Consider the following 18,557-nt stretch of genomic DNA (forward strand, 5'->3'; position numbering starts at 1 on the left):
GAAAAGCTTCGCGGGCATGGCCCGCTCCTACCGGGTGGGCAGCCATAGCGTGCCCGCTCATACCTGCTCCCCGAGAATCACATCGGTGGCCCGCTGCGGCATGCTGTAAAGATCGGCGCTGTCGGCATAGCGCAGCGCATTACGGCCCCAGACGACCCGCTGCGCATCATCTTCCAGCATCTGCGCCAACATGCGGTCCAGCGTGGATTGCTCGAACGGGCTGGGCACGACCCGGCCACAGTCGGCATCCTCAATATAGTGGGCGTAGCCGCAGACGTCGGTGACCAGCACCGGCAGGCCGGAAACCAGCGCCTCCAGCAGCACGGTGCCGGTATTTTCGTTGTAGGCGGGATGGATCAGCAGGTCGGCACCCAGCAGAAAGCGCGGGATATCGCTACGCCCCTTGAGAAACTCCACCATGCTCGAAATGCCCAGCGTCTTGGCCTGCAGCTTGAAGGGCTTGGGATCATCCTGACCGATCACCAGCAATCGCGTGCGCTTCCTCAGTCCACGGGGCAGCGCAGCGAGCGCCTTGAGGCTGCGATCCACACCCTTGGTCTTGAAGCCGGAGCCAATCTGCACCAGCACCAGCTCATCGGCTCCCAGCTCGAATTCCTCGCGAAACCCGGCGCGTATTTCAGCCGCATTGGCCGGCGCGCGGCGATCCGCAGCGATGCCTGGCGGCAACAGATGGAAGCGCTCGGCGGGCGTACCGTAGTGCTTGACGAACAACGGCTGCTGCACCTCGGAGATCATCAGAATCTCAGTCTTCGACTCGGGTGCGAACACCGCGCGCTCGTACTCGGCAAAGTGCTTGTAGCGGCCCCAGCGGCGGTAGACCGGATTGCGCAGGGTCTGCGCCTTGTCCTCGAAGCAGGGATCGGCGGCGTAGTAGACGTCCAGACCCGGCATCTTGTTGAACCCCACCACTCGATCCACCGGACGCTGCGCCAGATCAGCCTCGACCCAGGCAGTGAAACGTTCATTACGGGTGTGGTTGAAGAGAGCTTTGACCGGCGCAATCAGCACCTCGAAGCCCTCTGGCACCTCGCCCTCCCAGATCATCGCGTAGACACGAATGCGGTGCCCACGACGCTGACACTCCAACGCGATGCGCATGAAATCGCGCTGCAGCCCGCCGAAGGGAAAATACTTGTAAAGGATAAAGGCCAATTGCATCAGGTTGTCTCCGATGACCGCAACAGGGCCTTGAGTTCGCTGGCGACGCGCTCGGGCAGCAGGTCGTCGAAACAGGGTGTGTGGCGATTGCCCTTGCCGGCATTCGGGCCGGTGGCACACAGATGCACCTGCGAGCGACCGTAGGCGCCCACGCGACCCGGCAGGGTCGGGCCGTAAAGCGAAATGCTCGGCACATCGAGGGCTGCGGCAAGATGACCGAGGCCGGTATCCACCGCCACGCAGGCGCGGGCGCCGGCAATGACCTTGGCCACGCCGCCAAGATTCAGCCGGGGCAATACCGAAGCACCGGCGATACCGTCGGCGATACGTTCGGCGCGGGCCTTTTCCTCGGCATTGCCCCAGGGCAGGCGAATCGCCCAGCCGAAAGCGCTCATGCGCTCGGCCAGCTCGCGCCAATAGGCTTCCGGCCAGTGCTTGCTCGGCCAGGTAGTGCCGTGCAGGAACAGCAGATAGGGTTCCTCGCCAGGCGCGGCCAGCTGGGCGCGATCGAGGCCGTAATCGCCGATAGCCTGTGGCAGCGCGTAACCGAGCGCCTGAGCAAACAGCTGCCGGACTCGCTCCAGTGCGTGCTGATCACGCGGCACGGTATAGCGGCGATCATAGAAGCGCGACGCCATCGGCTCGCGCGCCGAGTCGCGGTCCAGACCGGCCACCGGCGCTTTCACGTAACGGGTCAGCCAGGCACTTTTCAGCAGGCCCTGAGCATCGATGACCAGGTCATAGCGGGTTTCACGCAGACGCTCCTTGAAGCGCCGCCATTCGCCGGTACGCAGGGTCTGTAGCAGGTTTTTGCGCCAGCGACGGATGGCCACTGGAATCACCTGGGCCACGGCCGGATGCCAGGCGGGAATCTCGGCGAAGCCTTCTTCGACCACCCAGTCGAACTGGATGCCGGGGATCGCCCGTTGCGCATCGGTCAACGCCGGCAAGGTATGCACGACATCGCCCAGCGACGAGGTCTTGATCAGCAGAACGCGCACTCAGTGCTCCAGCGGCAGCGGGTCGGCCAGCGGATCGCCGGCCAGGCGTTGCAGCGCATCCAGCACCGGCTGCGGATGCAGATCGCGCAGGCAATTGTAGTGGCCGAAACGGCAGGTACGGTCGAAGCAGGGGCTGCATTCCAGCCCCAGGCGGACGATCTCCACCTGATCGGCCAACGGTGGCGTGAACTGCGGCGAGGTCGAGCCATAGACTGCCACCAGCGGTCGGTTGAGCGCAGCCGCCACGTGCATCAGACCGGAGTCATTGGACACCACCGCCGTGGCGCAGGACATCAGGTCGATGGCCTCGGCCAGGCTGGTCTCACCACTCAGATTGACCGCCTCTTCCTGCAGGCCCGGGATCAGCTCGTCGCGAATCGCCTCACCCACCGGATGATCCTTCTTCGAGCCGAACAACCAGACCTGCCAGCCGGCACGAATCTTTGCCTCGGCCACAGCGGCGTAGTGCTCGGAAGGCCAGCGCTTGGCTTCGCCGAATTCGGCACCGGGACACAGCGCCAGCACCGGGCGATCAAGCTCCAGGCCAAACCTGGCGAGCGCCGCTGTGCGGCTGGCTTCGTCGATCTGCAAACGCGGTTGCGGATATGGCTGAGGCAACTCGGCATCCGGCTCGAAGGCCAGCGCCATGAAGCGCTCGATCATCAGCGGGTAGCGCTGCTTGTCGAGCCTGCGCATGTCATTGAGCAAGCCGTAACGCATCTCTCCTCGCCAGCCGGTGCGCTTGGGAATGCCGGAAAAGAACGGCACCAGCGCGGACTTCAGTGAGTTGGGCAGCAGGATCGCCTGCTCGTATTGACCACGCAGTCCCTGCGCAATCTTGCGCCGCGCGGCCAGATCCAGCACGCCATGACCGAGCGGAAAACTCAGGGCCTGGTGCACCTCGGGCATGCGTTCGAGAATGGGCCGGCTCCACTCGGGTGCCAGCACGTCGATCCGGCAGTCGGGATGGCGCTGTTTCAGGCAGGCGAACAGCGTCTGCGCCATCACCATGTCGCCAACCCAACTGGGACCCACGATCAGAATATTCATAAGCTGGAAGTCATAAGCTTGAAGCTGGAAGCAGGTGCCAGAAGCATTTCACTTCCGGCGTCCGGCTTCCAGTCTCTGACCTATTTGACCAACGTCCGCCATTCGGCGTGAGCATCGGTCTTGCCGGTGACCAGATCGAAGTAGGCTTTCTGCAGCTTTTCGGTGATCGGGCCACGACGACCGATGCCGATTTGGCGGCCATCCAGCTCGCGGATCGGAGTGACCTCGGCGGCGGTGCCTGTGAAGAAGGCCTCATCCGCAATATAGACCTCGTCGCGGGTGATGCGCTTCTCGACGATCTCGATACCGAACTCGCGGGCCAGCGCCAACACGGTGCCACGGGTGATGCCGTTCAGGCAGGCGGTGACTTCCGGGGTGTAGATCACGCCGTCCTTGATGATGAAGATGTTCTCGCCCGAGCCCTCGGCCACGTAGCCTTCCGGATCGAGCAGCAGGGCTTCGTCAGCGCCGGCAGACACTGCTTCCTGCAGCGCCAGCATCGAGTTGACGTAGCTGCCGCTGGATTTGGCGCGGGTCATGGTGATGTTGACATGGTGACGGGTGAAGGAACTGGTGCGGATCTTGATGCCCTTCTCCAGCGCCTCATCGCCCATGTAGGCGCCCCAGTGCCACGCGGCGACGACCACATGCACTTTCAGGTTGTCGGCGCGGATGCCCATGCCTTCCGATCCGTAGAACACCAGCGGACGGACGTAGGCGGTCTCCAGGTTGTTCTCGCGCACCGCAGCGCGGGTCGCCTCGTTGATCTCTTCCTTGGTGTAGGGAATCTTCATGCCCATGATGTGGGCGGAGTCGAACAGGCGGTCGGTGTGCGCCTGCAGGCGGAAGATCGCCGTGCCCTGCGGCGTGTTGTAGGCGCGCACGCCCTCGAACACGCCCATGCCGTAATGCAGGCTGTGGGTCAGCACATGAGTGGTCGCGTTACGCCATTCGACCAGTTCGCCGTCATACCAGATCACGCCATCACGATCGGCCATCGACATTGGTTGCCACCTCAGAATTCGATAAATGCTCTGTTTGTCAGACGAGAATCAGCTGAGCCCAAGCTCACGCCACATGCGCATGACTGCGCGACGCTCATCATGAAATTGGTCCCCACTCACCACTTCGGGCAGTTTTTGCAGTGATTGCCGGTGAGCTGCGCCACGGTAGGCCTTGTAGGCGTCCTGCAGCAGCCGAACCTCATCGCCGGTCATCAACCCGGCCTGCTCCAACCCGTCGAGAATGCGGATGTTATCGGTATAGCGCAGCAGTTGCGGATGCTGGTGCGACCACGCCAGAGCCGCGTATTGCACCATAAATTCGATATCCACGATACCACCGGCGTCTTGCTTGAGGTTGAAGACGCCGTCTGGCTCGAACGCCTTGCCCGCCATGCCGGCCTGCGTCACACGGGTGCCCAAGTTGTCGCGCATCTTCGCGCGCATCTCGCTGACTTCACTGCGCAGCTGTGCAAGATCGCGCTCACGCCCCAGCACGGCGGCGCGCACCCGCTCGAAGTCCTGCGCCAGTTGCGGGCAGCCGACCAGCACCCTCGCACGCACCAGCGCCTGGTGTTCCCAGGTCCAGGCCTCCTCGCTCTGATAGCGCTCGAAGGCGCTCAACGAGCCAACCAGCAGCCCGGAAGCGCCGGAAGGCCTGAGGCGCATATCGACTTCATAGAGCTGACCGGACGTGGTCTGGGCCGTCAGCAAATGAATGATGCGCTGCCCCAGACGGGTGAAGAACTGCGCGCCATCGATGGGTTTGGCGCCATCGGTTTCGGCATTCGAATCGCCATCATGAATGAACACCAGATCAAGGTCGGAACCGTGGCCCAGCTCGATGCCGCCGACCTTGCCATAACCCACCACGATAAAGGCCGGGTCGCACAGCTCGCCGTCAGCGCGCCGCGGACGCCCATGGCGCGCCACCGTGTGATGCCAGGCCAGCGCCAGTACTTCGTTGAGGATCGCCTCGGAGAGCCAGGTCAGGTAATCGCTGACTTTCATCAATGGCAGCGTGCCGGCAAGCTCCGAAGCCGCCACGCGCAGCCGGTGCGCCAGCTTGAAGTGGCGCAGCGCTTCCATCTGCTGCTCCAGATCGTCCTCGGGAATGCGCACCAGCCGCTCGCGCAACTCGGCGGCCAGCTCCGGCGCCTGCGGTGGCCGGAACAGCCGTCCGGCATTGAGCAACTCATCGAGCAGCAGCGGAAAACGGGCGATCTGTTCGGCAATCCAGGGGCTGCCCGCACAAAGCTCCAGCAATCGCTGCAGCGCCCCAGGATTTTCCGTCAGCAGCACCAGATAGGCCGAACGCCGCGCCACCGCCTCAATCAGCGGCAACACACGCTCAAGCACCAGATCCGGGTCGTCCTGCTCAACCGCCTGCGCCAGCAGCCGGGGAATGAAAGCATCCAGGCGCTCACGCCCCAGGCGCTGCATGGTCCGCACCTGCTTGGCGCTGCGCAGCGCGGCAAGCCGCTGGCAGGCGACCTGACCGTCGCGAAATCCCGCATCGGTCAACTGGCGACAGGCGAATTCCTCGTCCCAGTCCTGCTCCCAGAGCGGCAGCCACTCGCCCCCAACCAGCGTTTCACCCTCGGCAAGCTCGTCCTCGTCGGGGTCGGCGATCACCTGACGGAAGTGCCAGTCGACCCGGCTGCGCCAATGCAGCAGGCGCTCATGGAACGCATCCCAGCTATCGAAGCCGAGAATGAAGGCTACCCGGTCGCAGTCGGTGCGGTTATCCGGCAACATCTGCGTCTGACGGTCGTCAATGGCCTGCAGCGCATGCTCGGTGTAGCGCAAAAACTCGTAGCCTTCGCGCAACTCTTCGACCGCGGCAGCAGGCATATAGCCCTGCCCTGCCAGGGTCGTCAGCACCTTGAGCAGCGGTCGCTGTTGCAGGCTCAGGTCGCGCCCACCGTGAATCAGCTGGAACGCCTGGGCAATGAATTCCACTTCGCGAATGCCGCCAGAACCCAGCTTGATGTTCGCCGCCACACCCTTGCGCCGCACTTCCTGCTGGATCAGCTGCTTCATGCCGCGCAACGCATCGATGGCGGAAAAATCCAGATAGCGCCGGTAGACAAAAGGTCGCAGGATATCGAGCAACTCCCTGCCGGCCTCCTGGTCACCGCCGACCACCCGCGCCTTGATCATCGCGTAGCGCTCCCAGTCACGGCCCTGATCCTGGTAATACTGCTCCAGCGCATTGAAGCTCATCACCAGCGCACCGGATGAGCCATAGGGCCGCAGGCGCATGTCCACCCGGAACACGAAACCATCGACAGTAGGCGCATCCAGCGCCTTGATCAGGCGCTGCCCGAGGCGGACGAAAAACTCCTGGTTGTCCAGCGAGCGGCGGGCGCCAACGGTTTCGCCGCCTTCCGGGTAGCCGAAGATCAGATCGATATCCGATGACAGATTGAGTTCATGCGCGCCCAGCTTGCCCATGCCGAGCACCACCAGATGTTGCGGGCGGCCACTTCTGCGCCCGGTGGGCACACCAAACTGCTCGCAATGACGCGCATACAACCAGCGATACGCCAGATCGATACAGGTATCGGCCATGTCGGACAAATCGCCGCAGGTCTCGGCAAGGTCGGCCTGGCGGGTCAGGTCGCGCCAGATGATCCGCACCTGCTGGCGATTGCGAAAACGCCTGAGCAGCGTTGCCAGCCCGGCTTCATCGGTGCAGTCGGCCAGCGCCGTGTTCAGCGCCGCGTGCATCTCGCCCGTGCGCAGACGCCGCTCAAGCAGCCCCGAGCCGGCCAGCTGCAGCAACATTTCCGGATCTCGGCTAACCTGTTCGGTGACAAAATCGCTGGACGCGCAGACCCGCTCAAATGCTTCGCGACGCTCGGTGGGCCAGGCCGCATAATCCTCCCCGGCTTGCGCCGACAGCTCGCGCGCTGCGTTGAGGAACGAGTCCCTGGCACGAGTGACCAATGGCAATAGCGATGTCGGCAATGCAACCAGTGATGGCAGACTCATATAGCATCCTCAATGCCGAAAACGGCTGCAGGCAGCGCAAACACCCAGGCCAGAGCCTTGGCGTCGAAGTCAGCCAGGCAGGCCGAATCGCCGCAATTGTAGTTTTACTACGAAAGAATGTTGCAGGGGGCTGAAACAACCGCAGTTTTGTAGTAAAACTACAGGAACCGGCTCTACCCCCGGCACAAAATCCAAGAACATATACGCGCCGGCCCACAAAGCCGGCAGCGAAGCAGGCAACCGATTCTGGAAGCCTTTCCGCCCTGGAGCAAGCCATGCAAGATCTCGATCCCGTCGAAACCCAGGAATGGCTGGACGCCCTCGAATCCGTACTCGATAACGAAGGCGAAGAGCGAGCGCACTACCTGTTGACCCGGATGGGTGAACTCGCCACCCGTACCGGCACACAGCTGCCCTACGCCATCACCACGCCCTACCGCAACACCATCCCAGTCACCCACGAAGCGCTGATGCCCGGCGACCTGTTCATGGAGCGGCGCATCCGCTCACTGGTCCGCTGGAACGCGCTGGCGATGGTGATGCGCGCAAACATCAAAGACCCCGACCTGGGCGGCCATATCTCCACCTTCGCCTCCAGCGCGACGCTCTACGACATCGGCTTCAACTATTTCTTCCAGGCCCCCAACGAAGAACACGGCGGCGACCTGATCTATTACCAGGGCCACGCCTCGCCCGGCATCTACGCGCGCGCCTTCCTCGAAGGTCGCCTGAGCGAAGACCAGATGAACAACTTCCGCCAGGAAGTCGATGGTGGTGGTCTGTCGTCCTACCCGCACCCGCACCTGATGCCCGATTTCTGGCAATTCCCCACGGTATCCATGGGGCTGGGTCCGATCCAGGCGATCTACCAGGCACGCTTCATGAAGTACCTGGAGAACCGCGGTTTCATTCCCGCCGGCAAGCAACGCGTGTGGTGCTTCATCGGTGACGGCGAGTGCGACGAGCCGGAAACCCTCGGCGCGATTTCCCTGGCCGGGCGTGAAAATCTCGACAACCTGATCTTCGTCATCAACTGCAACCTGCAGCGCCTCGATGGTCCGGTACGCGGCAACGGCAAGATCATTCAGGAGCTGGAAGGCAACTTCCGCGGTGCCGACTGGAACGTGGTCAAGGTCGTCTGGGGACGCCTGTGGGACCCACTGTTCGCCGCCGACCATGACGGTCGCATGCAGCGCCGCATGGACGAAGCCATCGATGGCGAATACCAGAACTACAAAGCCAACGACGGCGCCTATGTGCGCAAGCATTTCTTCGGCGCCGACCCGGAGCTGCTCAAGCGCGTCGAGAAGCTGTCCGACCAGGAAGTCTGGAACCTCAATCGGGGCGGCCACGACCCCTACAAGGTGTATGCGGCCTACCATCAGGCGGTCAATCACAAGGGCCAACCCACCGTCATCCTTGCGCACACGATCAAAGGCTACGGCACCGGTGCGGGTGAGGCGAAGAACATCGCCCACAACACCAAGAAGGTCGATACCGAAAGCCTGAAGAAATTCCGCGATCGCTTCAACATCCCGATCGACGACTCGCAGCTGGAAGAACTGCCCTTCTACCGCCCTGCCGAAGACAGCGTGGAAATGCGCTACCTGCGCAAATGTCGGGAAAAACTCGGCGGTTCGCTGCCTCAGCGCCGGCCCAAGAGCTTCAGCATTCCGACGCCTCCGCTGGAAACGCTGAAAGCCGTGCTTGACGGCTCTGGTGAGCGCGAGATCTCCACCACTATGGCCTTTGGCCGAATTCTCTCGCAGCTGATCAAAGACAAGGATCTGGGCAAGCGCATCGTGCCGATCCTCGCCGACGAGGCGCGCACCTTCGGCATGGAAGGCATGTTCCGCCAGCTGGGCATTTACTCCCCTGTTGGGCAGCTGTACGAGCCGGTCGACCGCGATCAGGTGATGTACTACCGCGAAGAGAAAAACGGCCAGATCCTCCAGGAAGGCCTCAACGAAGCCGGCGCCTTCTCCTCGTTCATTGCCGCCGGTACCGCCTACAGCAACTACAACCAGCCGATGCTGCCGGTCTACATCTTCTACTCGATGTTCGGCTTCCAGCGTATCGGCGACCTGGCCTGGGCAGCGGGCGATGCGCAGACGCGCGGCTTCCTTCTGGGCGGCACCTCCGGGCGCACCACGCTGAACGGCGAAGGCCTGCAGCATGAGGACGGCCACAGCCACATCCTCGCCAGCACCATTCCCAACTGCCGCAGCTATGACCCCACCTACGGCTACGAGCTGGCGGTGATCATGCATCACGGCATGCACGAGATGATGGAGCAGCAGAAGAGCGTCTACTACTACATCACCGTAATGAACGAGAACTACCAGCAGCCGGCCATACCAGAGGGTGTCGAGGACGGCATTATCAGGGGTATGTACCTGCTCGAAGAAGCCAAGGGCGACTTCAAGCACCGCGTGCAGCTGATGGGTTCGGGCACCATCCTGCTGGAAGTGCGTGCCGCCGTGGATATCCTCGCCAAGATGGGTGTGGGCGCCGATGTCTGGAGCGTTACCAGCTTCAACGAACTGCGCCGCGACGGCCTGGCAGTGGATCACTGGAACCGCCTGCACCCAACGGAAGAGCCGCGCAAGAGCTATGTCGAACAGTGCCTGGCAGGACGTGAAGGTCCGGTCATCGCCTCCACCGACTACATGAAGCTGTTCGCCGACCAGATTCGCCAGTGGGTTCCTTCACGTGAATACCAGGTGCTGGGCACCGACGGTTACGGTCGCAGCGACTCGCGGCGCAAGCTGCGTGATTTCTTCGAAGTCGATCGCCGCTGGGTCACGGTCGCCGCGCTGCAGGCGCTGGCCGATCGCGGCGCCATTGAGCGCAAGGTGGTGGCCGAGGCCATCGTCGAGTTCGGGATCGACCCCGAGAAGCGCAATCCTCTGGATTGCTGATGCTGCGTGCGCACAGGAGAACCTATCGTGAGTGAAACCATACGCGTACCCGACATCGGCAGCGGTGAGGGTGAAGTAATCGAATTGTTCGTCAAGGTCGGCGACCGTATTGAAGCCGACCAGAGCATCCTGACGCTGGAGTCGGACAAGGCCAGCATGGAAATCCCCGCGCCGAAAGCCGGCGTGGTGAAAAGCCTGAAGGTCAAGATGGGCGACCGTCTGAAGGAAGGCGACGAACTGCTGGAGCTGGAAAGCGAAGGCGCCGAAGAACCTGGCCCGGCAGCCGAAGCAACTGCCGAGCCAGCAGGCGCGGCCACTGGCGGCGCCGCGGATGAAACCGAAGCATCAACAGCCCCCGGCGATGACGCCCCTTCGGCCTCCGCCGAAGCACCTGCTGGCGACAGCGTGGAAGAGGTACGGGTCCCGGACATCGGTTCCAGCGGCACCGCGGGCGTCATCGAGGTGATGGTCAAGGTCGGCGACACGGTGGAGGCAGAGCAATCGCTGATCACCCTGGAATCCGACAAGGCCAGCATGGAAATCCCGGCACCCAAGGCCGGCGTTGTTGAAAGCCTGGAAATCAAGGTTGGCGACCAGGCCAAGACTGGCGACCTGATCCTGCGATTGAAGGTGGCCGGCGCAGCGCCAGCCAAGGCTAAACCGCAGGCCGCAGAAGCCAAAAAGGCCGATGCGCCCGAGGAAGCCGTTCCGCAGCAGTCTCTTGCGCCGAACAAGCAGGGCGTGCCGGAGGCCGAAGCCGCCACCAAGGCGCCACCCGTGGTCAGCGGGCCAAGCAAGGCCGGCGCCAGGGTTCATGCCGGTCCGTCGGTACGTCTGACCGCACGCGAGCTTGGTGTTGAACTGGCCGAGGTCAAGGGCACAGGCCCCAAAGGTCGTATCCTCAAGGAAGACGTCCAGGCTTACGTCAAGACCATGCTGCAGCAGCGCAAGGACACCGGAGAAGCGACTGGCGGTGCAGGCATTCCGCCAATCCCGACCGTGGACTTCAGCCGTTTCGGTGAAATCGAAGAAGTGCCGATGACGCGCCTGATGCAGGTCGGCGCTGCCAATCTGCATCGCAGCTGGCTCAACGTGCCGCACGTGACCCAGTTCGAGTCAGCCGACATCACCGAGCTGGAAGCCTTCCGCACCGCGCAGAAGGCCGTGGCGGAAAAGGCCGGAGTCAAACTCACCGTACTGCCGCTGCTGCTCAAGGCTTGCGCGCACCTGCTCAGGGAGCTGCCGGACTTCAACAGTTCGCTGGCGCCGAGCGGCAAGGCGCTGATCCGCAAGAAGTACGTGCATATCGGCTTTGCCGTGGATACGCCGGATGGCCTGATGGTCCCGGTGATTCGTGACGTGGACCGCAAGAGCCTGCTGCAACTGGCCGGCGAAGCGGCGGCCCTGGCTGAGAAAGCGCGCAACAAGAAGCTTTCGGCAGATGAAATGCAAGGCGCCTGCTTCACCATTTCCAGTCTCGGGCACATTGGCGGCACCGGCTTCACGCCGATCGTCAACGCGCCGGAAGTGGCGATTCTGGGTGTCAGCAAGGCGACCATGCAGCCCGTATGGGATGGCTCGGCCTTCGAGCCGCGCCTGATGCTGCCGCTATCGCTGTCCTATGATCACCGCGTGATCAACGGGGCGGCGGCGGCACGTTTCACCAAGCGCCTCTCCGAGCTGCTGGCGGACATTCGTACCATCCTGCTGTAACTGTCAAAGCCAGACAAAACGCCGCATACCCTCACGGGATGCGGCGTTTTTTTGGTTTATGCCCCTGTTGACTCGCCTGTCGGGTCGGTGAAGCGTGACCCTGCGACTGCGGTGTTATTGACGGAAGCGCCTTCGGCGATTCCATCCTACGAATCCACGTAACTGCACAGCGCCCCATATTTTGTAGCCTGTATTAGCCGAAGGCGTAATACGGGTTTCCAAAGCCGGAATACTGGTCAACCCTTCTGCAGATTGCGGAACAGGAAGGACAGGGCCTTGGCCAGCTCTTCGGCGCCTTTGGGGTCACGCAGGATGGTCAGCCAGGGCTCGCCGCCCGGTCGGGCGAATGTGCAGATAACCCCCTGCGGCGGGCATTGATACTGCACATAGGGGTCCATTCCGAATACCGAAAAACTGCGGTTGCGCACTGCCATCTTGCCGGACTCATCGCGCCGCTCTTCACGAATGCGCAGTTCGCCCGGCGCGCCGGCTTCCAGCTGATAGCGCAGATCCTGCGGATTGGCCTGACCCACCTGATAGGCCGCCCGCAGCCCATAGGTTTCAAGCAGGGCATTGCCATGGGCAAGCAGTGCTGTGCGCTCGTCAGCGGTCAGATAGAGGGCCTTGAGTTCTGTCAGGTATTTCCCCGGCTCGTCGGAACTCAGCGTATTGGTTTCAGCCGCCTGCAAGGGAATGCCGATGCCCAGGAAAACCGCGAGAACCAGTAACTTCGAAAGCCGACTTGTCAGTCCCTGCTGCATGATGCACCCTTGCCGTCATTGATTGGATTCAGCCACGCAAGCGCCTCGGGGCGCATACGCCGCAGCTGGTCAGAAGACTCCCGCAGCATACTGGAAGCAAACCGCTCGATGAAAATACATACCGATGCCGCCAGCCGTTTGGCGACCGAGGTTGTGACGCAGTTGCCAGTGCCCTCAAGGCTGGGAATGCTGCGTTTCGAGCGTCTGAACGAGTCCAGCTGGGCCTTGCTGTATCTCGACCCGGCCTGCGAACGCTATCTGGATCAATCTGCAGAGGACCTTTGCTCACTGATCGACTCGCCCTACGCCTGCCTGATGGAACCTCCGGTACGCCTGCACCTGCACGACATCGTTCAGGCCCAGCTGGCCAGCCACGGTCATTACTCCATCCGCTATCGCCTGCATGCCGCCGGCGGGCCGGTGAACATGCTGGAGATCGGCGAGACCTGTCAGCAATTCGGACGAGAGCTGATACGCGGCTACCTGATCGTCGAGCAGCCAACAACCTCCGAAGCTGCCGCGCCACAGGCACTACCGACAGCAGTGCTGGATTTCCACCAGCAGACCCAGGACCATCACCTGGAGCACCTGATCCGCTCGCGCGCGCAGCAGAACCTGATCGTCCGCCTGGCTCGGCACCGTTACAGCTCGTCCAATCCACAGCTCGAAGCCGCACAGCTGATCACCCAGGCTGCCTGCGAAGCCTACGGCGTTGCCCGAGCCGCCATCTGGCAACTGAATGGAAACAGGCTGGAAGCTATCGCAGCCTACCGGCGCGACAACGACAGCCACGAGTACCCGTCGGCACTGGACATGTCGCTCTACCCTCGTTACCTGCAAGCGCTGCACAGCGAACGTGCGCTTGACGTGACGAACGTGCGCGAAGATCCACGCACCCAGGAGCTGGCCGAGAGCTTCTTCAAGCCCCGAGCAATCACCTCCATCCTGGATGCGACCATCCGGGTAGGCGGTGAGGTGACTGGCGTACTCTGTCTGGAGAACGCCGGCAATCAACGTGTCTGGCACCCCGATGAAATCGCTTTTGCCGGCGAACTGGCCGATCAGTACGCGCAGGTACAGATCAACCAGCAACGACTCAGCGCCACCCATACGTTGCACCTGTTCCAGCGGGCGGTCGAACAGAGCGCGAGCGCCTTCATCCTGGTTGATCGCGAGGGTGTCGTCGAATACGTCAATCCGAGCTTTACCTCCATCACCCAGTTTTCCGCAGATGAAGTCCGGGGGCGCCCTCTGGCCGAACTGACGGCGCTGGAAAACCTCAGCAGCCTGCTGTTCGATACCTCTTCCACCCTGGCGCAGCACAACAGCTGGCAAGGCGAGTTCCACAGCCGCCGCAAGAACCTGGAACCCTATTGGGGGCAACTGTCGATCTCCAAGGTGTTCGCCGAAAGCGGCGAACTGACGCATTACATCGGCATCTATGAAGACATCACGAACAGCAAGCTGGCTCAGCAGCATATCGAGCGGTTGGCTTATACCGACAACCTGACCAGCCTTGCCAACCGCCCCTTCTTCATCGGCAGGCTTGAAGAGCGCTTCACCAACGGCAAGCAACCCCGGCTCTGCCTGATGCTGGTCGATATCGACAATTTCAAACGCATCAACGACAGCCTTGGCCACCAGACCGGCGACAAGCTGCTGAGCAGCCTGGCCCGCCGTCTGCGCAATGGCCTCAGCCGCGACGGCGTCCTCGCACGTTTCGCCAGCAACGAGTTTGCCCTGCTGTTCGACGATATGGGGCTGGAAGAAGGGCAACGTCTTGCCAACCAGGTGCTCAGCACCCTCGACAAGCCTCTGTTCGTCGATAAACAGCTGATCAGCGTCAGTGGCTCGCTGGGCCTGGCCTGCTCTCCCCTGCACGGCAACGATCCGGAAACACTGATGAAGCATGCAGGGCAAGCCCTGCACAAGGCCAAGGCAAACGGCAAGAATCAGGTGCAGGTGTTCACCGAAGCGCTGCACGCCGAGGCCAACTACAAGCTGTTCCTGGAAAACAACCTGCGCCGCGCGCTGACGCAGGACGAGCTCGAAGTTTTCTACCAGCCCAAGCTGTGTTTGCGCACGGGCAGATTGCAAGGCCTGGAAGCGCTGCTGCGTTGGCAGCACCCTGAAAAAGGCATGATCCGCCCCGATCAGTTCATCGGGGTTGCGGAAGAAACCGGGCTTATCATCCCAATCGGCAAGTGGGTCGCCCGCGAGGCCTGCCGCACAGGCGTACAACTGGCGGCGCTGGGCCTTGGCACACTGCAGATCGCCATCAATCTGTCGCCCAAACAGTTTGCCGATCCCGACCTGGTCAACTCCATCGCCACCATTCTGCGCGAAGAGCAACTGCCACCCGAGCTTCTGGAACTGGAACTGACCGAAAGTCTCCTGCTCGATGCCACTGAAGAAACACGCCAGCAACTGCTCGGCCTCAAGGCGCTTGGCGTGACGCTGGCGATGGACGATTTCGGCACCGGCTATTCGTCGCTGAGCTACCTGAAAAAATTCCCTATCGACGTGATCAAGATCGACCGGAGTTTCATCAAGGACATTCCCGGCAATCAGGACGACATGGAGATCACTTCGGCCGTAATCGCCATGGCGCGCAACCTGCGTTTGCAGGTGGTTGCAGAGGGTGTCGAGACCACCGAACAGCTGGCCTTCCTGCGCCACCATCGCTGTGATATCGGCCAGGGTTATCTGTTCGACAAACCGATTCCCGGCACCCAGCTGATCGAAGCCCTGCGACGTTATCCGCGCTGGGCCTGAGAGTGGAGCAGCCGTCAGCCGGGCTTTAGAGGCTTCAGTGTTCGGGAAAGCCTGCCAGTTGAACGCGGCACGCTACAAGGCTCGTTTGGCTTTCACGATTCTGTCGCCGAATAAATTCGCCCTGCCGACCAGGGCCCTGAAACCGAGTATCGCCATGACCCTGCGCTCACACTCACAGATTCTGGTTCACAAACAGTCTCTACCGGAGACGGAACAGGCCCTGCCAGGCCGCGCAACTGCGGTTCAGGTTCCTGCTGCCCATTTCGTTAACGGTAATCCACTGCAGCCGCCGTTTCCCGCACACTTGCAGCAGGCAGTGTTCGCCATGGGTTGTTTCTGGGGTGCGGAGCGGCGTTTCTGGCAACAACCGGGTGTCTGGACGACAGCTGTAGGCTATGCCGGCGGCATCACGCCCAATCCCAGCTACGAGGAAGTCTGCTCGGGCCTGACCGGCCATACGGAAGCCGTGCTGGTGGTCTTTGATCCGCTACAGATCACTTACCGCGAACTGCTCAAGCTGTTCTGGGAAGCCCACAACCCGACCCAGGGCATGCGTCAGGGTAACGACATCGGCACCCAGTACCGCTCTGCCATCTACTGTTTTGACAGCGAACAACTGACACAGGCAAAACGCTCTCAGGAATGCTTCCAGGCCCGGTTGAATGAGCATGGCTTCGGCCCAATTACGACCGAGGTCGCCGAAGCACCAGTCTTTTATTACGCCGAGTCATATCATCAGCAATATCTGGCCAAGAACCCCGGCGGCTATTGCGGGCTTGGTGGTACGGGAGTCTGCATGCCGCCTCTGGGGATCGATCCACAGTCAGCCCCCTGATAGTTGAATCGCAGGTGCCGATTCGAATGACCAGCGCCAGCTTTGGCAAAAGCGGATAAAGAAAACCCCGCCGTAGCGGGGCCTTTGCAGACTGAATCCGACATCCCTGATATGCGCCATCCTGGCGCCATTCCTGCGAGCATCCGTATTGTTGTCTGCGCTTCCCTGCGCGGCGTCCGTAGTGGCAGAAGACTACCTATGACCTTCATGACGCAGTAGTAGCCAACCGCACCGCGCCTTGTAAGCCATTACTTACAGGGTGGATTTACAACCAACCTGTAAGTAATTCACCACAAATGGCACCGATTTATGACTGGATGCCAAGGTTTATTGTTCCCGAAGGTGGCCAATTAATCTCAATGTGCCTTGATGTTTCTAAAACTGGCCCGCGTCAAGCAGATACAGGGAGTCGCTACCGGCTTTCACCGAAGCACTGAGCGAGTCGATGCGTGGCAGCAGTCGGGCAAAATAGAAGCGTGCCGTGCCCAGCTTGCTCGCGTAGAAGTCGTCCTGATCCTCCTTGCCCAGGGCAGCGCCAGCCATGCGCGCCCACATGTAGGCGTAAGCCGTGTATCCGAAGGCATGCAGGTATTCGACCGATGCCGCACCAATCTCGTTGGGATTGCTCTCCGCACTCTCCAGGACAAAGCCGGTCAGCTCGTCGAGTGTATACAGCGCCGCTTTCAGCGGCGTGACGAATTCAGCCAGCTCCGCACCAGCCGAGGAACAGTAGGTGCGAATTTCCTCGGAGAATATCCGGTACAGCTCGCCGCCACTGCCCACTACCTTGCGACCCAGCAGGTCCAGCGCCTGGATGCCGTTGGTGCCTTCGTATATCTGCGTGATGCGGCAGTCGCGGACCAACTGCTCCTGGCCCCACTCGCGAATGAAACCGTGACCGCCGAAAACCTGCTGGCCATGAATTGTGGTCTCCAGTCCCATGTCGGTGAGGAAAGCCTTGGCCACCGGCGTTAGAAGAGCCACCAGAGATTCAGCATGCTGACGCGCCTGGGCATCCTCGCTGAACTTTGCGATATCCAGCTGCAGCGCGACGTAGCTGGAGAATGCGCGCCCTCCTTCGTTGAGCGCCTTCATGGTCAGCAGCATGCGGCGCACATCGGGATGCACAATGATCGGATCGGCAGCCTTGTCTGGCGCTACCGCTCCGGTGGGAGCACGACTCTGGATACGCTCACGGGCGTATTCAATGGCGCTTTGATAGGAACGCTCGCCCGTCGCAAGGCCCTGGATACCAACCCCCAGGCGCTCGTAGTTCATCATGGTGAACATCGCCGCCAGGCCCTTGTTCGGCTCACCGACCATCCAGCCGGTGGCGCCGTCGAAGTTCATCACACAGGTGGCCGATGCCTGGATACCCATCTTGTGCTCGATGGAGCCGCAGGACAGCGAATTGCGCTCACCCAGCGAACCGTCGTCATTGACCATCACCTTGGGCACCAGGAACAGTGAAATTCCACGCGAGCCGGCCGGTGCGTCCGGCAGCTTGGCCAGTACCAGGTGGATAATGTTCTCGGTGAGGTCGTGCTCGCCGCCGGTGATGAATATCTTGGTGCCGCTGACCTTGTAGGAGCCATCAGGCTGGGGTTCGGCCTTGGTGCGAATGATGCCCAGATCAGTGCCGGCATGAGGCTCGGTGAGACACATCGACCCCGCCCATACACCGCTGTACATACTGGGCAGATATTTCTGCTTCAGTGCCTCACTGGCATGGGCATAGATCGACAGGCAGGCACCGGATGTCAGCATCGGATAGAGACCGAAGGCCAGGCTCGCCGAGTTCATCATCTCCTCGACCTGAGCGGAGATCGCCTTGGGCATGCCCATACCGCCGTAAGCTGGATCGCCACCGACCCCCACCCAGCCACCTTCGGCATACAGGCTGTAAGCTTCGCGATACCCGGCAGGCGTAGTGACCGCACCTTCGTCCCAATGACAACCTTCTTCATCACCGCTGCGATTGAGCGGTGCGATGGTGTTGCCGGTGATCTTGCCGGCCTCTTCGAGAATGGCCTCGGCGGTTTGCGCGTCGACCACTTCTGCCAGAGCGGGCAGCGTCTGCCAGAGCGCCGGAGCATCGAAGACTTCATTCAGGACGAAACGCATGTCGCGCAGCGGTGCTTTGTAATCAGCCATGGAGAGACCTCGCAGAAACATGTCACCCGGCCGGTTGGCCGCAGGTTTTAGCGAGTCTAACTGACGCCTACAAGCGCCCGAAGCGTCTTTTTATGACTGAAGGGTTCTCGTCCAGGCACTGCACAAGGACGCAGCCAACACAAATCTCGCGCCATAAAAATCTATGGTCA

The 18,557-nt window shown here is 61.7% G+C and carries 11 protein-coding genes; 4 read left to right on the forward strand and 7 right to left on the reverse strand.

Going from position 1 to position 18,557, the window contains the following annotated elements:
- Positions 1-57: 57 nt before the first annotated feature.
- The 5 genes from NAV32_RS02070 to glnE form a co-directional block, all read right to left on the reverse strand.
- Entirely contained in the window at positions 58-1,179 is a 1,122-nt protein-coding gene (locus NAV32_RS02070; RefSeq protein WP_256051124.1) for a glycosyltransferase family 4 protein, read from the reverse strand.
- Positions 1,179-2,180: a lipopolysaccharide heptosyltransferase I gene (gene waaC / locus NAV32_RS02075; protein WP_256051125.1), complete on the reverse strand. Its 1,002-nt coding sequence runs from the start codon at positions 2,178-2,180 to the stop codon at positions 1,179-1,181. Before waaC ends, NAV32_RS02070 begins: the two co-directional genes overlap by 1 nt.
- A complete protein-coding gene (gene waaF / locus NAV32_RS02080; protein WP_256051126.1) occupies positions 2,181-3,230 on the reverse strand; it encodes a lipopolysaccharide heptosyltransferase II in 1,050 nt (349 codons plus the stop codon).
- Positions 3,231-3,310: 80 nt separating this feature from the next.
- Positions 3,311-4,234, reverse strand: a complete 924-nt coding sequence (locus NAV32_RS02085) for a branched-chain amino acid transaminase (RefSeq protein WP_256051127.1) — start codon at positions 4,232-4,234, stop codon at positions 3,311-3,313.
- A gap of 48 nt (positions 4,235-4,282) precedes the next feature.
- A complete protein-coding gene (gene glnE / locus NAV32_RS02090) occupies positions 4,283-7,228 on the reverse strand; it encodes a bifunctional [glutamate--ammonia ligase]-adenylyl-L-tyrosine phosphorylase/[glutamate--ammonia-ligase] adenylyltransferase (RefSeq protein WP_256051128.1) in 2,946 nt (981 codons plus the stop codon).
- Between the two features lie 275 nt (positions 7,229-7,503).
- Between glnE and aceE the strand changes: the two genes are divergently transcribed.
- Positions 7,504-10,149, forward strand: coding sequence for a pyruvate dehydrogenase (acetyl-transferring), homodimeric type (gene aceE, locus NAV32_RS02095; protein ID WP_256051129.1), 2,646 nt, complete (start codon positions 7,504-7,506; stop codon positions 10,147-10,149).
- Between the two features lie 27 nt (positions 10,150-10,176).
- Positions 10,177-11,862: a dihydrolipoyllysine-residue acetyltransferase gene (gene aceF, locus NAV32_RS02100; RefSeq protein WP_256051130.1), complete on the forward strand. Its 1,686-nt coding sequence runs from the start codon at positions 10,177-10,179 to the stop codon at positions 11,860-11,862.
- Positions 11,863-12,098: 236 nt separating this feature from the next.
- Here the strand turns inward: aceF and NAV32_RS02105 are convergent, their stop codons facing one another.
- Positions 12,099-12,623, reverse strand: a complete 525-nt coding sequence (locus tag NAV32_RS02105; RefSeq protein ID WP_256051131.1) for a hypothetical protein — start codon at positions 12,621-12,623, stop codon at positions 12,099-12,101.
- A 108-nt stretch (positions 12,624-12,731) separates the two neighbouring features.
- On the opposite strand from NAV32_RS02105, the gene NAV32_RS02110 reads away from it, so the two are divergent.
- Positions 12,732-15,398 (forward strand): sensor domain-containing protein, encoded by a 2,667-nt coding sequence (locus NAV32_RS02110; protein WP_256051132.1) that lies wholly within the window; start codon positions 12,732-12,734, stop codon positions 15,396-15,398.
- A 154-nt stretch (positions 15,399-15,552) separates the two neighbouring features.
- Positions 15,553-16,233, forward strand: coding sequence for a peptide-methionine (S)-S-oxide reductase MsrA (msrA, locus tag NAV32_RS02115; protein WP_256051133.1), 681 nt, complete (start codon positions 15,553-15,555; stop codon positions 16,231-16,233).
- A 375-nt stretch (positions 16,234-16,608) separates the two neighbouring features.
- Here msrA and NAV32_RS02120 read toward each other — a convergent pair whose 3' ends face one another.
- Positions 16,609-18,387, reverse strand: coding sequence for an acyl-CoA dehydrogenase C-terminal domain-containing protein (locus tag NAV32_RS02120; RefSeq protein ID WP_256051134.1), 1,779 nt, complete (start codon positions 18,385-18,387; stop codon positions 16,609-16,611).
- Positions 18,388-18,557: the final 170 nt, after the last annotated feature.

The organism is Stutzerimonas stutzeri (assembly GCF_024448695.1).
Lineage (GTDB): Bacteria > Pseudomonadota > Gammaproteobacteria > Pseudomonadales > Pseudomonadaceae > Stutzerimonas > Stutzerimonas stutzeri_T.